General features: G+C 61.9%; 18 protein-coding genes and 1 pseudogene. 3 read left to right on the top strand and 16 right to left on the bottom strand.

Annotated elements, in window-relative coordinates:
- Positions 1-6 precede the first annotated feature (6 nt).
- The 5 genes and pseudogenes from GQ59_RS19815 to GQ59_RS19795 form a co-directional block, all read right to left on the bottom strand.
- Positions 7-324, bottom strand: coding sequence for a BrnA antitoxin family protein (locus GQ59_RS19815; RefSeq protein WP_037084292.1), 318 nt, complete (start codon positions 322-324; stop codon positions 7-9).
- A pseudogene (locus GQ59_RS33110) lies at positions 321-570 on the bottom strand (BrnT family toxin). Before GQ59_RS33110 ends, GQ59_RS19815 begins: the two are co-directional and overlap by 4 nt.
- Before the next feature lie 89 nt (positions 571-659).
- Entirely contained in the window at positions 660-1,760 is a 1,101-nt protein-coding gene (ribB, locus tag GQ59_RS19805) for a 3,4-dihydroxy-2-butanone-4-phosphate synthase (RefSeq protein ID WP_037084290.1), read from the bottom strand.
- Between the two features lie 12 nt (positions 1,761-1,772).
- Entirely contained in the window at positions 1,773-2,870 is a 1,098-nt protein-coding gene (gene aroC, locus GQ59_RS19800) for a chorismate synthase (RefSeq protein WP_037084288.1), read from the bottom strand.
- 133 nt (positions 2,871-3,003) lie between these two features.
- Entirely contained in the window at positions 3,004-6,162 is a 3,159-nt protein-coding gene (locus tag GQ59_RS19795; protein WP_051904078.1) for a bifunctional diguanylate cyclase/phosphodiesterase, read from the bottom strand.
- Positions 6,163-6,460: 298 nt separating this feature from the next.
- Between GQ59_RS19795 and GQ59_RS19790 the strand changes: the two genes are divergently transcribed.
- Complete coding sequence (locus tag GQ59_RS19790; RefSeq protein WP_037084286.1) at positions 6,461-6,721, top strand: DUF1344 domain-containing protein; 261 nt, start codon at positions 6,461-6,463, stop codon at positions 6,719-6,721.
- A gap of 57 nt (positions 6,722-6,778) precedes the next feature.
- On the opposite strand, the gene GQ59_RS19785 is transcribed toward GQ59_RS19790, so the two are convergent.
- The 4 genes from GQ59_RS19785 to GQ59_RS19770 all read right to left on the bottom strand — a co-directional run bounded on the left by GQ59_RS19785 (position 6,779) and on the right by GQ59_RS19770 (position 10,206).
- Entirely contained in the window at positions 6,779-7,366 is a 588-nt protein-coding gene (locus GQ59_RS19785) for a histidine phosphatase family protein (RefSeq protein WP_037084284.1), read from the bottom strand.
- A 22-nt stretch (positions 7,367-7,388) separates the two neighbouring features.
- On the bottom strand, positions 7,389-8,207 hold the full coding sequence (gene fabI / locus GQ59_RS19780) for an enoyl-ACP reductase FabI (protein WP_037084282.1): 819 nt from the start codon (positions 8,205-8,207) through the stop codon (positions 7,389-7,391).
- Positions 8,208-8,356: 149 nt separating this feature from the next.
- Complete coding sequence (locus GQ59_RS19775; RefSeq protein WP_037084281.1) at positions 8,357-9,475, bottom strand: DnaJ C-terminal domain-containing protein; 1,119 nt, start codon at positions 9,473-9,475, stop codon at positions 8,357-8,359.
- Between the two features lie 272 nt (positions 9,476-9,747).
- A complete protein-coding gene (locus GQ59_RS19770; RefSeq protein ID WP_037084280.1) occupies positions 9,748-10,206 on the bottom strand; it encodes an RT0821/Lpp0805 family surface protein in 459 nt (152 codons plus the stop codon).
- A 64-nt stretch (positions 10,207-10,270) separates the two neighbouring features.
- Here GQ59_RS19770 and pdxH point away from each other — a divergent pair, with 64 nt between their 5' ends.
- Positions 10,271-10,891, top strand: coding sequence for a pyridoxamine 5'-phosphate oxidase (pdxH, locus tag GQ59_RS19765; protein ID WP_037084279.1), 621 nt, complete (start codon positions 10,271-10,273; stop codon positions 10,889-10,891).
- A 9-nt stretch (positions 10,892-10,900) separates the two neighbouring features.
- Here the strand turns inward: pdxH and GQ59_RS19760 are convergent, their stop codons facing one another.
- The 3 genes from GQ59_RS19760 to GQ59_RS19750 form a co-directional block, all read right to left on the bottom strand.
- Positions 10,901-11,884: a polysaccharide deacetylase family protein gene (locus GQ59_RS19760; RefSeq protein ID WP_051904088.1), complete on the bottom strand. Its 984-nt coding sequence runs from the start codon at positions 11,882-11,884 to the stop codon at positions 10,901-10,903.
- Between the two features lie 164 nt (positions 11,885-12,048).
- Entirely contained in the window at positions 12,049-12,840 is a 792-nt protein-coding gene (locus GQ59_RS19755) for a sulfite exporter TauE/SafE family protein (protein ID WP_037084276.1), read from the bottom strand.
- A 100-nt stretch (positions 12,841-12,940) separates the two neighbouring features.
- Positions 12,941-13,549 (bottom strand): hypothetical protein, encoded by a 609-nt coding sequence (locus GQ59_RS19750; protein ID WP_152564397.1) that lies wholly within the window; start codon positions 13,547-13,549, stop codon positions 12,941-12,943.
- Positions 13,550-13,735: 186 nt separating this feature from the next.
- On the opposite strand from GQ59_RS19750, the gene GQ59_RS19745 reads away from it, so the two are divergent.
- On the top strand, positions 13,736-14,044 hold the full coding sequence (locus GQ59_RS19745) for a pyrophosphohydrolase domain-containing protein (protein ID WP_037084271.1): 309 nt from the start codon (positions 13,736-13,738) through the stop codon (positions 14,042-14,044).
- A gap of 86 nt (positions 14,045-14,130) precedes the next feature.
- On the opposite strand, the gene tldD is transcribed toward GQ59_RS19745, so the two are convergent.
- From tldD to GQ59_RS19725, 4 genes are all read right to left on the bottom strand, one after another.
- Entirely contained in the window at positions 14,131-15,546 is a 1,416-nt protein-coding gene (gene tldD / locus GQ59_RS19740) for a metalloprotease TldD (protein WP_037084268.1), read from the bottom strand.
- 93 nt (positions 15,547-15,639) lie between these two features.
- Positions 15,640-16,410, bottom strand: coding sequence for an SURF1 family protein (locus GQ59_RS19735; protein ID WP_051904077.1), 771 nt, complete (start codon positions 16,408-16,410; stop codon positions 15,640-15,642).
- 67 nt (positions 16,411-16,477) lie between these two features.
- A complete protein-coding gene (locus GQ59_RS19730) occupies positions 16,478-17,353 on the bottom strand; it encodes a cytochrome c oxidase subunit 3 (RefSeq protein ID WP_037084265.1) in 876 nt (291 codons plus the stop codon).
- 51 nt (positions 17,354-17,404) lie between these two features.
- Positions 17,405-18,025: a cytochrome c oxidase assembly protein gene (locus GQ59_RS19725; RefSeq protein ID WP_037084263.1), complete on the bottom strand. Its 621-nt coding sequence runs from the start codon at positions 18,023-18,025 to the stop codon at positions 17,405-17,407.
- Positions 18,026-18,033: the final 8 nt, after the last annotated feature.

Below are 18,033 nucleotides of genomic sequence, written 5' to 3'. Positions count from 1 at the left end.
GCCGCCTCAGAGCCCCGCTGCCTTGCGCAGTTCCTCGGCCATCCTGGCCCGCCAGTCCTTGCCGGACGCCTTGAATTTTTCGAGCACGTCCGGATCGAGCCGGAGGGTTACGGCCACCTTGGGCGCCTCAAGCTTCGGGCGCCCACGGGCAGCGATCGCCTGTTCCATTTTCGCCGCGATCTCGGGGAAGACTTCCCGGAACGGTCGCGCACTTCTCAGCTCCTCCTCGGTCCAGGGAGGATTGTCCGAGACTTCGTCCCAGTCCTCCTTGGTGTAACCACGGTCAGGGCGGAATTCTTTCTGTTTCTGGGCCTTGATGTTCATTGGAGAAGCCTCCTCTCATCCTTTCGGGCGGGGCGCATCGAAATGACAGAAAGCGCTTCCGAGCCGAGTTTCACGAAGATCGCCGCGACCGCGCCGTCTTTCAGGCGTCCGATGGCTTTCATCCGGCCATTTCTTGCAGGCACAATGGCTGAGGTCAGAAAGAACCTCGAAATAAATATCAGCGAAATCGAGATTATGCTTCTCGATATTCGCCAGCCGTTTCGTCTCGTCCCAAATAATCTTCAATTATTATCCGTACACGAAAAATCGCCGCCCGACAACGAGCGACGATGAAACGGTCAGAAACCTTTTGCAACCCTAAGGATTGAGGGCGATCAGCAGATCACCGTCTCGGAGATCTTGATGCCGAAACCTTCGAGGCCGACATAGTGGCGCTCGCTGCGGGTGAGCAGCTTGATCGAGGTGACGCCGAGGTCCTTGAGGATCTGCGCGCCAAGGCCGATTTCCAGCCATTCGCTCTCGCGGGCCTGGGCCTCGGCATGGCCCTCTTGGTCCTGGCGCAGCTTGCGGCCATGATCCTTCTGGCCGACGCCGACCGAACCCTCGCGCAGGTAGATGATCACGCCGCGGCCTTCTTCCTCGATCTTCGCCATGTAGCGATCGACCGAGCGCTGCGTGCCGAACACGTCGCGAGTGACGTCTTCGAGGTGCAGGCGGACCGGAATATCGACGCCATCACGGATGTCGCCGAAGATCACGGCCACATGCTGCATCGGGTCCCAGGGGAGCGAATAGGCATGCGCCTTCGCCTTGCCGTGCGGCGTCTCGACGTCGAACGCCGTCTGCAGCTCGATCAGCGTTTCCTTGCGTTGGCGATAGGCGATCAGGTCGGCGACGGAAACCTGCTTCAGGCCATGTTTGGCGGCAAAATCGGTAACCTGCTGGCCGCGGGTCACCGTGCCGTCGTCGTTGACCAGTTCGCAGATGACGCCGATCGGCGGAAGGCCGGCGAGCCTGCAGAGGTCGACGGCCGCTTCCGTATGGCCGGAGCGCATCAGCACGCCGCCTTCGCGGGCGATCAGCGGGAAGATATGGCCGGGCCGCACGAAATCGCTCGGGCCTACATTCGGATTGGCGAGATTCCGGACGGTAAGCGTCCGGTCCTCGGCGGAAATGCCGGTCGTGGTGCCGTGCTTGAAATCGACGGTGACAGTGAAGGCGGTCGTGTGTGCGCTGTCGTTTTCCGCCACCATGGCATTGAGGTTGAGGCGCTTCGCCTCCTCGCGCGGCATCGGCGCGCAGACGATACCGGAGGTGTGGCGGACGATGAAGGCCATCTTGTCAGGCGTACAGTGGACTGCGGCGACGATCAGGTCGCCTTCGTTCTCGCGGTCGTCGTCATCGGTGACGACGACGATTTCGCCGGCTTCGAAGGCGCGGAGGGCGTCGGCGACGCGCTTCTGATCATAGGCCATGGATGTCGTTTCCTAGAGATTTCGCCCCGTCTGGGCCCGGTCGCGGAGATAGTGGTCGGCAATTGTGCATGCAACCATCGCCTCGCCGATCGGCACGGCGCGGATGCCGACGCAGGGGTCGTGGCGGCCCTTGGTGCGCACCTCGACATTGTTGCCGTCGGAGTCGATCGAGCGCTGCTCGGTGAGAATGGAGGAGGTCGGCTTGATCGCAAAGCGGGCGACCACCGCCTCGCCGGTCGAGATGCCGCCAAGAATGCCGCCTGCATGGTTGGAAAGGAATATGGGCTTGCCGTCATTGCCCATACGCATCTCGTCGGCGTCTTCCTCGCCGGAAAGTTCCGCGACACCGAAACCGTCGCCGATCTCGACGCCCTTGACGGCGTTGATCGACATCAGCAGACCGGCGATATCCTGATCGAGCTTTCCATAGACCGGCGCGCCGAGGCCGGCGGGCACGCCTTCGGCGATAACTTCGACCACGGCGCCGATCGAGGAACCGGCCTTGCGGATGCCATCGAGATAGTCTTCCCAGACGGGCACCATCGCCGCATCCGGGCAAAAGAACGGGTTCTGGCCGACCTGATCCCAGTCCCAGTTGGCGCGGTCTATTCTGTGCTTGCCGATCTGGATCAGCGCGGCGCGGACGTTCAAGCTCGGCACGACCTTGCGGGCAAGCGCACCGGCGGCGACGCGGGCTGCCGTCTCGCGGGCCGAGGAACGGCCGCCGCCGCGATAGTCGCGGATGCCGTATTTCACGTCATAGGTATAGTCCGCATGGCCGGGGCGGTAGCGGCGGGCGATCTCGCCGTAATCCTTGGAGCGCTGGTCGGTATTTTCGATCAGCATGGAGATCGGCGTGCCGGTCGAGATCATCGTCTCGCCGTCGGCGTCCAGCATCACACCGGAGAGCACCTTGACGATGTCGTCCTCGCGCCGCTGCGTCACGAAGCGCGACTGGCCGGGCTTGCGCTTGTCCATCCAGGCCTGAATTTCCGCAAGCGTGAAACGGATGCCGGGCGGGCAGCCATCGACCACGCAGCCGAGTGCCGGGCCATGGCTTTCACCCCAGGTAGTGACGCGGAAAAGGTGACCGAAAGTGTTGTGCGACATGGCGTTACAGGACCAGCTGTGGCGGAGCTGGCCTTCCGCCAACTTCTGACGCGGTTGTCATATGGAAAAGGTTGCCGGGCGACAAGTCTTTCTTGGCGGAACGGTCGCGCCGGAATGGTGAACGATGCCGGCTCTAGGCGGCCCTGCGCCAGCCTGCATGCGCGGCAGCGGTGAAATCGTCAAACGAAAGCGGCCGGGCGAAGGCATAACCCTGCAGCAGGTCGCAGCCCAGTTCGCGCAGCAGGCTCGCATGCTGCATGGTCTCGACCCCCTCCGCCACCGTTTCGACGCCGAGCGAACGGGCGATGTCGATGATCGAGCGGACCAGCGCCCGTTCCTGCGGCGAGGTCAGGATCGGCATGACGAGCTGCCGGTCGATCTTCAGCCGCTTCGGCTTCAGCTTCAGAAGGCTGACGATCGAGGTATGGCCGGTGCCGAAATCGTCGATCTCGATATCGATGCCAAGCTCCTTGATCCGCTGGAGATTGCCGGCCGCCTGCGCTTCGCTCTCGTCGAGGAAGATCGATTCCACCAGTTCGAAGGAAATCTCGCCGGGCGTGATCGCCAGTGTCTGCAGCGTGTCGATCAGCGCTTCGTCATGGAGACGTTTTGAGGAGACGTTGACGGAAACCTTCGGTATCCGGATGCCCAGTGCTGCCCAGCGCATCTTGTCTTTCAAAACCGTCTGGAGCACGATGTGGTCGAGCGCGGCGGACACATTGAGGTCCTCGGCAATCTTCAGGAACCGGTCGGGCGCAAGAATTCCGTGATGCGGATGGTTCCAGCGGATCAGCGCCTCGACCCCGGTGAGCTGGTTGGTGCGGGCATCGAACTGCGGCTGGTAGAAGGCGATGAATTCGTCGTTGTCGATGCCGGCCAGCACCTCGTCGGCGGTGCGCTTGTGGCTGACGATCTCGGCCTGCAGGTTCTGCGTAAAGAATTCGTATCGGTTGCGGCCCATGCCCTTGGCGCGGTAGAGCGCGATATCGGCATTGACGAGAGTACGGCGCGCATCGACATTCATGCCGCTTGCCTGGGCGATGCCGATGGATACGCCGCAGCGGCAGGCGAAACCTTCGAAATCGATCGGCTGGTGAAATTCCGCGATGATACGCTGGGCGAGCTGGCCTATCTGTTCGGCGCTGGAATTGCCGGTGGCGAGGATCACGAATTCGTCGCCGCCGATACGTGCGACGATATCGCTGCCGCGGACGTTGCGCGACAGGATGCGCGAGGCGTGCACGAGCATCGCGTCGCCGGCCGCATGGCCGAGCGTGTCGTTGATCTGCTTGAAGCGGTCGAGATCGAGATGCAGGATCGAGAATTTCTGGCGCTCGTTATGGCTGGAGCGCGACAGCCGGTCGAGTTCCATGTCGAGCTTGCGGCGGTTGGCCAGCAGTGTCAGGGGGTCATGCAGGGAATTGTGCTCGATCCGGCTTTTGGCGAGTTCGAGTTCCGCATTCTTCGCGTCGGCCTCGTCCTTGGCAGCCTTGAGTTCTCTGGTCAGGATGGCGTCCTGGGTGACGTCGAAGGCGATGCCCACCACTTTCTTGGATCCGTCGCGCGTCTTGTGCATCTTGCCGATGGAGCGGATGTAGCGGATCGAGCCATCCGGCTGGGGCACGCGCACGACCAGCGGATCCGGCCGGAAGTTTTCGGTGAAATGATAGGAACTGAGCTTGGCGAGTTCCCGGTCGTCGGGATGGATAAGCTCGATCCAGTCATCGACCCGGACGAAGCCGTCGGTAAAGGGGATGCCGTGCAGCTGGCACATGCGGGCATCCCAGGTATCGACCCGCGTTTCCGGGTTCGATTCCCAGATGCCGCAATTGTAGGAGTCGAGCGCAAGGTCGAGCTTGGTCGACAGCTCTTCCAGGTCCTGCTCGCGGTTCGACAGTTCATCGAGCGCCAACTCCAGTTCGGCGTTCTTGATGTCGGTATTTTCCTTGGCGTTGCGCAGGGTCTGCGTCATCACAACGTCGCCGGTGACGTCCCAGACAATCCCGGTGGTGCGTAGCGTACCGTCGGCATTGCGATAGTTCGCACCCGCCGACCTCAGGTATCGCAGTGTGCCGTCCGGCAACTGCACCCGATAGGTCTCGCTGCAAGGCGTGTTGCTGGAGGCGCAGTCGACGAAATGCGCCTCCGCCGCCGTCCGATCGGGCGGATAGATCGATCCGAGCCAGTCGTAGAGACGATTGCCCTCGCTGGCCGCGGGCTTGTCGTGCAACCCGGCGGCTCGGTTGTCCCAGAAGAGACTGTTGCTGTTGCCGGTCACTTCCCAGATGCCGATATTGGAGGCTTCCATGGCAAGGTTGAAGCGTTGCGACAGCTCGATCAGATTGAGTTCACGCGCCTTCAGCGCGTCGATGTTACGGTTGCGCTCCGAGATCAGCGAGGTGGCGATGAAGATCGGCACGATCACCGCGAGTGCGGCAATCACGAGAGCGAGGCGGATCCCGAGCTGGTTGGGCGGCACGATGTCCCAGCCGGAACGAGGGGCGGCGAGAAGCGTCCAGTTGGCACCGCTGATAGGCACCGCCCATTTCATCGGAGATTGGTCCTCGATCGAATCATTGCCGAAGAAAGCGAAATATTCCGGCCTGTCCGCGTCCCGCAGAACGACGTTCAGCCACTCGAGATTGATCAGGTTCGGTTTCTTCGCCGTGGCGGGAGAGAAGGTGACGCCGGAAGCCTCCATCAGGCCTTGCTTGTCGATCAGGACGGCGATGGCGCCCCACAGGTCGGTGCCGTCCTCTTCCTTTGGTACCGGCACGACCAGGGTCAGGTGTTCCTCCTGGCTGCCGCTCAGCAGTGATACACGGTTCCGGCCGCTGACGGATTTCAGGTCGCCTGCAAGGCGGGGCACATCGATCCTGCCGATCTTGCGTTGCATGCCGCCGGCAATGCCGTCGCGGGTAATCACCTGGGCAAGCTCGAAATCGGGCGCGATCGCGACGCCGGAGAAATGCGCCACCTCACCAAGTTCCTTGTCGACGTAGCGCTTGAACTCATCGGCCGAGCCTTCGGCGTCTTCCCGCAGGGCGTGAGCCAGATGGCCGGCGGCGGAGGTGTCCGTTTCCACGCGTGCGATGAGGCGCCGTGCCAACAGGCCGGCAACGTTTTCCGTCGTCGCCCGAAGCTCGCTGCGAAAACCCTCGGTATAACGCTGGTCGACGATCACACCGGTGGAAATCACCGTAAGGGCGATAACGAATGCGACGGCGGTCGGGGTCTTGGTGCTGCGCGCCAGGCGTAGTGACTTGGAACCGAACGACGGCCAGAATTTCACGCGCGCAAACCTTCTTATTAACCCCTGTGGCATGACGGAACAGCCTATGGGGCGGGGGTTAATTTACGCTTTCACCCCACCCTACAAACTTTGGCGCGATTTATTGTACGAATACTTCGAACAATTTCGCGGCCAGGAACGGCTCGGCCGCAAGACGGCGTCCGGTTCTCGAAAAGCGTTAACTATCAGCCCATTACTTATACGGAAAATGTCATGGTGCCGGGCGATTTTCGCCACAATCAGCAGGCTATCTGTGCATCGAAACGAGACATCACCGACCTCAGCAAGGCTTCCGACCATGCGCATTCTGATTGCTGCTCTGCTTGCCACGGCCAGCGTCTTTTCGCCCCTCAACAGCTGGGCGCAAAGTGCCGACGTCGAAGCCACGATCAAGGCCGTGGACGCGAAGGCGCTCAACTTCACGCTCGACGACGGAAAAACCTACAAGGTGCCTGAGGAATTCAATTTCGAAGGCCTGAAGGCCGGCGTCAAGGTGCTGGTCTTCTACACGGTCGTCGATGGCAACCGCGTCGTCGATGATCTCCAGATCGTTCAGTAATATTCCAGAGTTAGCGAAGTATAATTTAGAATATCCGCTGTGTCGTGTCGGCGCAGATCAGAGCCATTGCATCCGGTTGTAGCGGGTATCGACCTCAAGGATGCGATCTTGCGGGGTCGGAACGGTGGCGGCCTCGTTCTCGTCGAGGTTGCCGATCAGCCGGAAGAGCGAACGGATCACCCCGCCATGGCTGACGCAAACGGTCGGACCTTCAACGGACTGCAACCAGGCGCCGATGCGCCAGCAGAGAATCTCATAGCTCTCGGCAGAGATACCCGGCGGGATGAAGCTCCACTTCTGCTCGGCGCGGGCGGCGAGCCGATCTGGAGAAATCTGGCCGATCTCCTCGAGCGTATGGCCTTCCCAGTCGCCGAAGGAGACTTCGACCAGCCGTTCGTCGGTTTCGTAAGCGAGGGGATCGAGGCCCATGGCGCTGCGCAGCCGTTCCATGGTTTCGCGGGTACGCGACAGAGGGCTGGCGATGAAGCGGAAACCGTCCGCCGCGCCGATCATCTCGCGCAGCCGCTCGCCGTTCCGCGTTGCCTGAGAACGGCCGAGCGCATTGAGCGGAATATCCTGCTGGCCCTGGAGCCGGCCTTCGGCATTCCAGTCCGTCTGCCCGTGGCGGATCATGTAGATGAGCACGGCAGACGTCCCTGGAACAGCATCAGTCCTTGATGACCGAAATGTCCGGCGCATCGACGGCCTTCATGCCGACGACATGGTAACCGCTATCGGCATGATGGGTTTCGCCGGTGACGGAGCGAGACAAGTCGGAGAGCATATAGAGGCCGACATCGCCCACTTCCTCGATTGTGACGGTACGGCGCAGCGGCGCATTGTACTCGTTCCACTTGAGGATGTAGCGGAAGTCGCCGATGCCGGAAGCGGCAAGCGTCTTGATCGGCCCGGCCGAGATCGCGTTGACGCGGATGTTCTTCGGACCCAGATCGACGGCGAGATACTTGACGCTGGCTTCGAGTGCTGCCTTGGCGACGCCCATGACGTTGTAGTTCGGCATGACCTTTTCGGCGCCATAATAGGTGAGGGTCAGCATCGAGCCGCCGTCGGTCATCAGCTTTTCCGCCCGCCGTGCGACGGACGTAAAGGAATAGACCGAGATCTGCATCGTCTTGGCGAAATTGTCCGCCGAGGTGTCGACGTAGCGGCCGGTCAGTTCGTCCTTGTCGGAAAAACCGATCGCATGCACCAGAAAGTCGATCTTGCCCCAGTGCTTTTCGAGATTGGCGAAGACTTCGTCTATGGTCGATTCGTCGCTGACGTCGCAATGGCCGGCCATGTAGGCGCCCAGTTCGGCGGCGAGCGGCTCAACGCGCTTCTTGAGTGCATCGCCCTGGTAGGTGAACGCGACTTCCCCCCCATGCTGGTGGATAGCCTTGGCAATGCCCCACGCGATCGAACGGTTATTGGCAACGCCCATGATGAGACCGCGTTTGCCTGCCATGAGGCCGGAAGCCTGAACCATACATAGTCCCCTGATACCTTAGATGAACGCTGCCTATGACATAGGCGGCTCAAGGGTTCAAGCAGACTTGGATCATCTCGTGTTAGTGGGCGTAACAAAGGGTGCTTAGCGGTGAATACCGACGCATAACTGTCATATTAGGCGGTACCTCAGACATACAGCCCGTGACGCATGTGCCGCATCAGGTCGGTGACCTTTTCGTTCGGTTTTTCCCACAGGACGACGCGCAGTTCGACGACGAGATCGCCGCGGCCTCCGGCATCGTCGTGAAGGCCAAGGCCGTTCAGCCGGACCGTCTGGTCGGAACCGGACCATGCCGGAATGCTGATGTTGCGGTTGCCTTCCGGCGTCTCGACCGACGCGTCGCCGCCAAGCACCGCGTCTTCGAGCGAAATCGACAAGGTCGTGTGAAGATCGAAACCTTCGACGCGGAAACGACTGTCGCGGGAAACTTTGATCGAGGCGAGAAGGTCGCCGGATTTCATGCCGGCGAGCTTGAGGCCCTGGCCCTTGAGCCGCGCTACATGGCCTTCCGTCATGCCTCTTTCCAGCACGAGGCGGACTTCACGGTCGTCGGCCATCTTCAGCGTGACAGCGTTGAGCTTGAGGAGGTCCTCCACGGTCACCGTTGCCTCGACGGAAATATCCGGAGCCTTTTCGGGAGCCGGCGTCGTGCCGCGGAAGCGGCGCACGATGGAGGCGATCAGGTCGATGGCAAGGGCCGGCAGGGGCGGTCTTTCGCCGCCGGATGCATCTGCCTTGGCCGTTTCCGCCGAATCGCCGTTCGCCGGCGCCGGGCCGCTGGTGTGAGATTTTGCCTGGTCGGTTGCTGTAGCGCCGAAAATGCGCTCGATCATGTCCTCGGGCGTTTCGCCTGCCGGGCCGGACTGGTTCTGAGGATGAGCCTGAGATTGGGTCTGTGCTTGCGCCTGGGATTTGGCTGCCTGCGCATTGGCCTTGGCGAGTTCTTCCATCACCTTTTCGGCGTTAGCCTTGGCGGCCTTGGCGCGTTCGGCGGCTTCGCGGGCGGCATTTCGCTGCTGCATGATGGTCTGGTGCATCTCTGCGGCCCTGTCGTATCGCTTGCGGCGCTCGGGATCCTTGAGGACCTCGTAGGCCTGGCCGATCTCGGCGAAACGGCTCGTCGCAGACGGATCGTCCTGATTCTGGTCGGGGTGAACGGTCTTGGCCTTGGCGCGCCAGGCTGCCTTGATTTCTTCGGGCTCGGCGTTGCGCTTCACGCCAAGAAGAGAATAGGGATCACGCATTGTGGGACCACCGGTTACTTGAAACGGCAGGCCCCCGCTTGATCCTTGGACCCCCGATACTCGTCACAACTCCGACAGCCATCCGCCGGTTCCTCATGTTCCGGGCAGATTACTGCTTACATCCGAAGAGCCTATGTTAGGACTTGTGAATCAGTGGTTACGCGGCCGCCAGTCGTGGTCGGTAAGGTAAACGAATGGTTTCAGGCGGTTTTCACGCAAACGCCAGAAACGGATTTTGCAGCGCGTCGGTTTTGGGGAAGGATGGGCCGCGACTACTGGCGGTCGAAGGCCGTCAGCATCCAGTCGCCGCTGCCGGTCAGGCAGGTCTGGCCGGAGAACATGGCGATACCCTCGTAAGAATGGCGCGTGGTGGTGAAGGCGCGGCAGATCTGCTCGCCGTTGCGGGCCTCGCGAATCTGCGAGACGACGCCGGCGCTGCCGGTCGTGGTATTCGCCCACGGAACCGAAGCTGTGCCGACCTTCGCAAGATCGGCCGAGGAGACGGCGTTACGCACCGTCGCCTCGTCGGAAAGCGTCGCACCGGTATGCTGAGGCGCGCCGGGCACCGTGCCGGTCGCGATCGAGCGGTCGACTTTCGGGGAGCTTCCGAAGAGATCGAGGCTGCTGGTACAGCCGGCAAGCGAAAGCCCTGCAAGGCAGAGGGCGGCTGCCCGTCTGGCGAGGATAAACGACCTCTTTGTGCGGCTCGTCGACTTTGCTATCACTACCACCGTTCGTCCTGTCCGACTGAAAAACTCGGGCATGTTTCATGAGATTGGGAGTATTTTAGTCAATATGTCTGAAAGCGAGTTAACAACTGGTGACTTCACCGCCGAGAACGAGCCTTTCGCGCTTTTCGGAGCATGGCTGAAGGATGCCGAGAGCTCCGAACCCAACGATCCGAACGCCGTTGCGGTTGCGACCGTCGACGAAAATGGCATGCCGAACGTCCGCATGGTCCTCTTGAAGGGGTATGACGAGAGCGGTTTCGTCTTCTACACCAATTTCGAAAGCCAGAAGGGCAACGAGATCCTCGGCCAGAAAAAGGCGGCGATGTGCTTCCACTGGAAATCGCTGCGTCGCCAGGTTCGCCTGCGCGGCGAGGTGGAGGTGGTGAGCGATGCGGAGGCGGATGCCTATTACGCGTCGCGCCCTCGCGGCAGCCGCATCGGCGCCTGGGCGTCGAAACAGTCCCGCCCGCTCGAAACGCGTTTTGCGCTCGAAAAATCGGTGGCCGAATATACCGCGAGATACGCGATCGGCGACATTCCGCGCCCGCCCAACTGGTCCGGCTTCCGCATCAAGCCGGTGTCGATCGAGTTCTGGCACGACCGTCCGTTCCGCCTGCACGACCGCATCGAATTTCGCCGCACCCTCGCCGACGGCCCGTGGGAAAAGGTGCGGATGTATCCGTGAGGGGAGGGCTCACCGCCCGATCGTGAAGGGGATGCCCGATGCGAGTGCGGAGACGTAACGCGGCTGCTGGTAATAGCCGTTGAGCGAGATGCGCGGCAGGCCGGTGAGCCTGTTCACGTATCTGGCGCAGAGCGTGCCGGGCTGCGTCGTCACCGCGACGGAAAAGCCGAGTTCCCTGGCGATCGCATAGTCGCGCTCGGAAACCGCGGCGCGGTTGCCATAGGGATAAGCGATCGTGGCCGGCCGTTCGCCGGTCAGGCCCTCGATCCAGTCGGCCGACTGCTCCATTTCCGCGCGGGCGTCTTCTGCCGGAAGCCGGGCGACGGCCCGGTGGCTCGTCGTATGGGCGCCGAGCGATGCCAGCGGATGGGCGGCGACCGAGCGGAGCTCCTCGGCATTCATGGTCAGGTCGGCGGTGATCTTCAGCGGATCGACGCCATGTTTTCTCGCCAGGGCATCGATCCGCGAGACGGCGGTGGATTCCTCGACTTCGAGGACATAGCTGGAAAACCGGTCGAAGGCGTCGAATTTTCGGGCCTCGGAGGTGAGGTCGAGGACTTCAGACCCGCCGCCGAAATCGAACGTCACTTCCCGTTCGCGGCCGAGCAGCTCGGCAACCGTTTCCCACCAGAGAGAATGACTGCGCTCTGCAAACCCGCGGGTGACGAAGATGGTGAACGGCACGCCGTGGCGGGCAAACACCGGCAAGGCATATTCGGCATTGTTGCGGTAGCCGTCATCGAGCGTGAAGGCGGCGAACGGCTGCTTGCTCGGGGCGGCAAGCCGTGCCGGCACGTCGCTCAAGGGGATGAACTCGTAACCTTCCGCCGAAAGCCGTTCGATCGCTTCGCCGAGGAAATCCGGCGTCACTTCCAGATGGCCGCTCGGCTGCAGTGGCCGGCTTTGTTTCGGCCGCACATGGTGGAGCGTGAATATGGCGCCGTGGCCGCGCGCATTGGGCATCATCCCGGCACGCGCAAGTGCTGCGGCCATGTCGAGGCCACCGGCGACAAGCCGGCGTTTGACATCCCGGCGCCAAAGCGCCTGAAACCTGTCCCTCGTGTTCCCCACCGCGATCACGCCCACGTTACTTCGGTGAGGGCGACCCTACCCCTGACGGGTTAAGCCTTGCTGAATAAGGAGAGGCTTTATCTTGTTCAGGGCCGCAGCGCATCGAAAAGCGGCAGGCCGGCGATCGCCGCCATGGCGATCAGCAGGAAGCAGATGCGCCGGAAGGTGCCCTCGGACGCGAAGCCGAACAGGCGCGAGCCCGCGATCAGGCCGAGGCCATAACCCGGCCCGGCGATGAGCGCGAGTGCAAGGACGTCGAATGTCAAAAGACCGCCGACGACATAGGCGGTGGCCGAGATCACCGTCGCAAGCGCGAAATAGAGGATCAGGTTGGCGCGCACGGTAAGCGGCGGGATGGCGCCGCCGAGCCAATAGGCGACGACCGGCGGACCGGAAAGCTGCGCCGCGCCGCCGAACAGGCCGGCAAGCGCCCCGACACCGATGGTCAGCGGCGTCTTCGGCTTGCCATGGTAGCGCCAGCCGGAAATCAGGAAGATCAGCAGGCAGAGCACGACGACCGAGATCAGCCAGCGCAGCGCCGTCGGATCGATCACCGCCAGCAGCGTCGTTCCGGCCGGCACGCCGATCAGCGTCCCGATCAGCATCGTGCCCACCTCGCGGCGGTTGGCGCGCTTCCAGCCGTCCGGCACCATGCCGAGCGTCGTCACCCCGTCGATGACGAGCAGCAGGGCAGGGGCGATCTTCGGCCCAACGGCAGCACCGGCGAGCGGAACGAAGATCAGCGCTCCGCCAAACCCGGAAAACCCGCGCGCCAGCCCGGCGAGCAGCGCGGAGAGGAAAAGAAAGACAAGCTGTGCCGGCTCATGGCCCGGGATCCAGGCGTCCAGGAAAGCGGAAATCGGGTTTACGGATGCCATGGAGAATGCCGTGATCAAGGGGCTTGGGATGGTCCGCACTTGCCGGGATTTGGGTGAGGGCGTCAAGGCTGGGTCCGGCGACTACGGCCCGCCGCTCAGCTTATTCCTCGATACCGGTCCAGGCTGAGGAATGAAAAGTAGGTTTGCTTGGGGCGCCTGAATCCTCATCCGGCGTTCTACCAAACTTTTTGTGGTAGCGTTTCATCAGCGCCAATAGATCGTCGGTCTTGATATTCCTCAGTAGAGCGGGAGATATTACCAAGCTCTGAGGGCCGGAGCGTCCGTGGCTTGCTTTTGTGAGCCGGGAACTTGTTTCGGGGTCGAGGTTGTCGCGTAAAATCACGGCGATATTTTTGAGCGAGCCATATTCCCCAAAAAGCGTGATTTGCGAGACCGATGTCCAAGGCAATAATTGCGGCATCGTGGCAGGCATCCTGATTCCATTAGGAGATATAATAAGGACCGCCTTTTGGAGGTTCATTCGGGACGTGCAGAATATCGCAAAGCTGCTGCTGCCGACCACAAGTGGGATGAGTATGACGGCCCGTGTGAGCGGCGCGAGACCTTCTTGGCCCGCAAAAACGATCTCCACCAACTGAACCAGACAATAAGACAAGGTGATGCTGCAGGCGACGGCGAGAACATAAAACACGCTCACCGAATGAAAGAAATTGAGCTCTGCATACTCTGAGCTGGCGCTGTCGATCATCTGTTCTACCCAGGCCATCTAAGCAAGAAGGACGGCCAAAGTTACCATAGGGTTGTCAACCACTGGTTACCTCTCTTCGCTAGATATCAATTTGACGTATGGACATCGAGACAGGCGAGCAAGGCAGGATCCTCTGGACACGGTACGAGAATCGGGATTCTCCTCTAGATACAAAAGGAGAACATCATGCTGGAGAAGCTTGTCGCACAATTCGAGGCCGTATCCGCAACCTATGCCGAAGCCCACGGAATGATCCGTGATCCGGACTGGTTTCTCCTGAAGTTGCAGGAGGAGGTGGGCGAACTGACCCAGGCCTGGAATCGCAAGACTGGCCGTGGACGGAAGAAGGGCAGGAGCGACGAGGATCTCAGCCGCGACCTCGCCGACGAGACGGCCGATCTACTCGGCCACGTCCTGCTGTTTGCCCACAACAACCGGATCGATCTCGCATCGGCGATCGAGCGGAAATGGCTGTTCAGGCCGGATGAGGGGTAAGTTTCAGGCTATATGCCAGCAAGCTGAGCTCTGGCGATAGAAACCTCCCCATGGACGTTTCTATCGCCGAGCAAATTGCTCCAACATCAAGCCTTTGTCCCGCCCACCGTCACCTGGTCCATCCGCAGATGCGGCTGGCCGACGCCGACGGGGACCCATTGGCCGCCCTTGCCGCAATTGCCGATGCCGGTATCGAGCTTCATGTCGTTGCCGACCATCGAGACGCGGCGCATCGCATCCGGGCCGTTGCCGATCAGCATGGCGCCCTTGATCGCCGGGCCGATCCTGCCGTTCTCGATCATATAGGCCTCGGTGCAGCCGAACACGAACTTGCCCGACGTGATGTCCACCTGGCCGCCGCCGAAGGAAACGGCATAGATGCCCTTCTTCACCGAGGCGATGATTTCTTCCGGCGTTTTGTCGCCGCCGAGCATGTAGGTATTGGTCATCCGCGGCATCGGCGTATAGGCATAGCCTTGGCGGCGCCCGTTGCCGGTCGGTTGGACGCCCATCAGCCGGGCGTTCTGGCGATCCTGCATGTAACCGACGAGCTTGCCGTTCTCGATCAGCACGTTGTAGGCCGATGGCGTGCCTTCGTCGTCTATTGTGATCGAACCGCGGCGGTTGTCGATCGTGCCGTCGTCGACGACCGTGACGCCCGGCGCCGCGACCATCTCGCCGAGAAGCCCGGCAAAGGCCGAGGTCTTCTTGCGGTTGAAATCCCCTTCCAGCCCGTGGCCGACCGCCTCGTGCAGCATCACGCCCGGCCAGCCGGAGCCGAGCACCACATCCATCGTGCCGGCCGGCGCGTCGATCGCGGTGAGATTGACGAGCGCCTGGCGTAGCGCCTCGTCGGCGCCGGTCTGCCAGTTGCCTTCGGTTACGAAATCGCCGAAGCCGATGCGGCCGCCGGTGCCGAACGAACCGCTCTCCTGCCGGTCGCCGTCACCGACGACGACGGAAATGTTGATGCGGGTCATCGGGCGGATGTCCTGCACCCGGTGTCCGTCGGCGCGCAGGATGTCGACCACCTGCCAGCTTGCCGAAACCGTGGCCGTCACCTGCCGTACCTTGTCGTCCTTGGAGCGCAGATAGGCGTCGATCTCGGTGAGCAGCCTGACCTTCTCCTCGAAGCTGGGGCTGCCGATCGGGTTCTCGTCGCCGTAATATTTCTTGTTGGTGCGCTGGGGAGCGGCCGCGTAGGAACCGGAATATCCGGCGGTGACGGCCCGCACCGCATCCGAGGCGCGGGACAGCGCTGCCGCCGAAAGCTCGCCTGCATGGGCATAACCGACCGCTTCGCCGGCGACCGAGCGCAGTCCGAATCCCTGATCGGTATTGAACGAACCACCCTTCAGGCGGCCATTGTCGAATGTCAGCGATTCCGCCTGGGCATGTTCCACGAAAAGCTCGCCGTCATCGGCACCGGTAAGCGCCTCGGCGAGGAGTGAGCGCAGCTTGGTCTCGTCGCAGTCGAAAAGGTTGAGAAGGTCGGTGTTCATGGGTGCTCCTTCGGCGCTGCCCTATGAAGACGCGCGCTCTGTTCCAACCGATGTAGGTCCGGGGAGGGACCGAAGCAAGCCTATCATGCGGGCTCAGGCGCGTTTGCGGCGGAAGATCATGCCGATGACGACGGCAACGAGGGCCGCGGCAAGGCCGTACCAGGTCACGGCATATTGCAGATGGCTGTTCGGCAGGTCGAATTGGGTGACGCCGCCTTTGGGCCAGCCGCCAGGATTGACGATCGATCCATCCGCATCCACGAAGAACTGCACGACCTTCGACGCCTCGATACCGGTGGTCGAGGCCATGGCATCGAGATCCTTCCAGTAGAAGATGTTCTTGGCGAGATCGTTGTCCGGAACGATCGAGGACGGCTTTTCCCCAAGCCGCACCCGCGCATATCCGCTGACGGTCTGCGGGCCGGCAACTTCCCCGACCGTGCGCGTCTTCTGATCCTTCATTTCATAGGGCACGAAACCGCGGTTGACGAACAGGATGCGGCCGTCGGCAAGCGTCATCGGGGTGTACACGTAAAAACCGGTTTGGCCTGCGAAGGTCGCGAAGAAATGTCGCTCGCTGGCGTGGTCGAACGTGCCCGTGATCGATACCCGGCGGTATTCGATATCGCCGCCGGATTTCCGGATCGCCTCGATATCGGAAAGCGGGACGGGTGCCGCCGCCCGCCGCTGGGCGATATCGGCAAGCAGCCCTTCCTTCCAATGCAGCCGCTCCACCTGCCAGGTGCCGAGCGACAGCAGGATGGCGAGCGCCGCCAGCACCAGGACGGCGGTCGCGATCACCCGGCCACGGCCGCGGGCGGGCGTCTCATCCGATGTGGTTCGCGAGGGAGCCTTGGTTGCCATTCGTTCCAGTCCTAAAAAAGCAGAAGGGCGGCTTGTCGCCGCCCTCCCGGAATTCATGTCCCCTGGCTCAATGGGCGAGCGGTGCGCCCCAGCCACCCCAGATGTAGATGGCGAAGAAGAGGAACAGCCATACCACGTCGACGAAGTGCCAGTACCAGGCGGCTGCTTCGAAGCCGAAATGCTGGGTGGGCGTGAAACCGCCGTTGATGGCGCGCAGCAGGCAAACAGCCAGGAAGATCGTGCCGACCAGCACGTGGAAGCCGTGGAAGCCGGTCGCCATGAAGAAGGTCGCGCCGTAGATCGAGTTCGAGAACGCGAACGGAGCGTGGATATACTCGTAAGCCTGGACGCAGGAGAACAGGATGCCGAGCGCTACGGTGAGCGCCAGACCGCTGATCAGGCCCTTGCGGTCGCCGTGCAGCAGCGCGTGGTGAGCCCAGGTGACGCAGGTGCCCGACAGAAGCAGGATGACCGTGTTGTAGATCGGCAGGTGCCAGGGATCGAGCACCTCGACGCCCTTCGGCGGCCACTGACCGCCGAGAAACTCGACGCGGGTCGCCTGGATCGCCTCGTTGGCGTAGAGGCTGGCATCGAAAAAGGCCCAGAACCAGGCGACGAAGAACATCACTTCGGAAGCGATGAACATGATCATGCCGTAGCGCAGATGCAGCGAGACGACGCGGGTATGGGCGCCCGAATTGCCTTCCTTGATCGTGTCCGCCCACCAGCCGATCATCGTATAGATGATGATCGCCAGGCCGATGTAGAAGATCCACGGTGTCGCAAGATCCAGACCGAAGATATGGAACTGGCCGCCATGCAGGTAACGCATGTAGCCGACGCCGCCGAAGGTCATGACGAAGGCGCCGAGCGAGGCGAGAATCGGCCACGGGCTCGGATCGATGATGTGGTAGTCGTGATTTTTCTGATGCGCATCGGCCATGTCAGAATCCCCGGATGAATGCCTGCTTCGCCGGAAAACCGGCGAACCCTCTTAAAGTTTCCCTGTGCCCGTCTTCGGGGCGCCTGCCTTCGGGCCTTCCGGCAGAGCCGCGACCGGTTTGCCCGGCTCGCTCGGATAGAAGGTGTAGGACAGGGTGATCGTCTTGATGTTCTTGGTCTCTTGGGCCGTGGCGAGCTCCGGGTCAACGAAGAACACCACCGGCATCTGAACCGACTGGCCGGGCTGCAGCGTCTGCTCGGTAAAGCAGAAGCACTCGACCTTGTTGAAATAGGCGCCCGCTTCCATCGGCGTCACGTTGAACACGGCACTGCCCGTCGTCGGCTTGGACGACCGGTTGGTCGCCGTGTATTCGATCTGCACGGTCTCCCCGATCTTCGGGTTGACCGACTTGGCAGGCTTGAACTCCCAGTTCAGGCCCGGCGAGATGTTGGCGTCGAACGTCACCTGGATCGGCTTGTTCAGGATCTTGTCGGAATACTGCTCGACGCGCTGGGTCGTGCCGTTATAGCCGGTGACCTGGCAGAACAGCCGGTAGAGAGGCACGGACGCATAGGCAGCGCCGACCATGCCGGCCACGAAAACGGCGCAGCCGGCGAAGATCGCGCTGTTGCTGACCCGTTTTGCCTGACCGTTCTGATTGACGTCCGTCATCGCTCCAC

Source organism: Neorhizobium vignae, assembly GCF_000732195.1.
Taxonomy (GTDB): domain Bacteria; phylum Pseudomonadota; class Alphaproteobacteria; order Rhizobiales; family Rhizobiaceae; genus Neorhizobium; species Neorhizobium vignae.
Note: the sequence above shows the minus strand (reverse complement) of the source record. Positions and strands in the feature narration are given on the sequence as shown.

Coding starts and splice junctions, on each gene's coding strand:
- GQ59_RS19815 (WP_037084292.1), bottom strand. CDS start 324: ATGAACATCAAGGCCCAGAAACAGAAAGAATTCCGCCCTGACCGTGGT.
- ribB (WP_037084290.1), bottom strand. CDS start 1,760: ATGGCCTATGATCAGAAGCGCGTCGCCGACGCCCTCCGCGCCTTCGAA.
- aroC (WP_037084288.1), bottom strand. CDS start 2,870: ATGTCGCACAACACTTTCGGTCACCTTTTCCGCGTCACTACCTGGGGT.
- GQ59_RS19790 (WP_037084286.1), top strand. CDS start 6,461: ATGCGCATTCTGATTGCTGCTCTGCTTGCCACGGCCAGCGTCTTTTCG.
- fabI (WP_037084282.1), bottom strand. CDS start 8,207: ATGGTTCAGGCTTCCGGCCTCATGGCAGGCAAACGCGGTCTCATCATG.
- GQ59_RS19775 (WP_037084281.1), bottom strand. CDS start 9,475: ATGCGTGATCCCTATTCTCTTCTTGGCGTGAAGCGCAACGCCGAGCCC.
- pdxH (WP_037084279.1), top strand. CDS start 10,271: ATGTCTGAAAGCGAGTTAACAACTGGTGACTTCACCGCCGAGAACGAG.
- GQ59_RS19760 (WP_051904088.1), bottom strand. CDS start 11,884: ATGGCCGCAGCACTTGCGCGTGCCGGGATGATGCCCAATGCGCGCGGC.
- GQ59_RS19755 (WP_037084276.1), bottom strand. CDS start 12,840: ATGGCATCCGTAAACCCGATTTCCGCTTTCCTGGACGCCTGGATCCCG.
- GQ59_RS19750 (WP_152564397.1), bottom strand. CDS start 13,549: ATGATCGACAGCGCCAGCTCAGAGTATGCAGAGCTCAATTTCTTTCAT.
- GQ59_RS19745 (WP_037084271.1), top strand. CDS start 13,736: ATGCTGGAGAAGCTTGTCGCACAATTCGAGGCCGTATCCGCAACCTAT.
- tldD (WP_037084268.1), bottom strand. CDS start 15,546: ATGAACACCGACCTTCTCAACCTTTTCGACTGCGACGAGACCAAGCTG.
- GQ59_RS19735 (WP_051904077.1), bottom strand. CDS start 16,410: ATGGCAACCAAGGCTCCCTCGCGAACCACATCGGATGAGACGCCCGCC.
- GQ59_RS19730 (WP_037084265.1), bottom strand. CDS start 17,353: ATGGCCGATGCGCATCAGAAAAATCACGACTACCACATCATCGATCCG.
- GQ59_RS19725 (WP_037084263.1), bottom strand. CDS start 18,025: ATGACGGACGTCAATCAGAACGGTCAGGCAAAACGGGTCAGCAACAGC.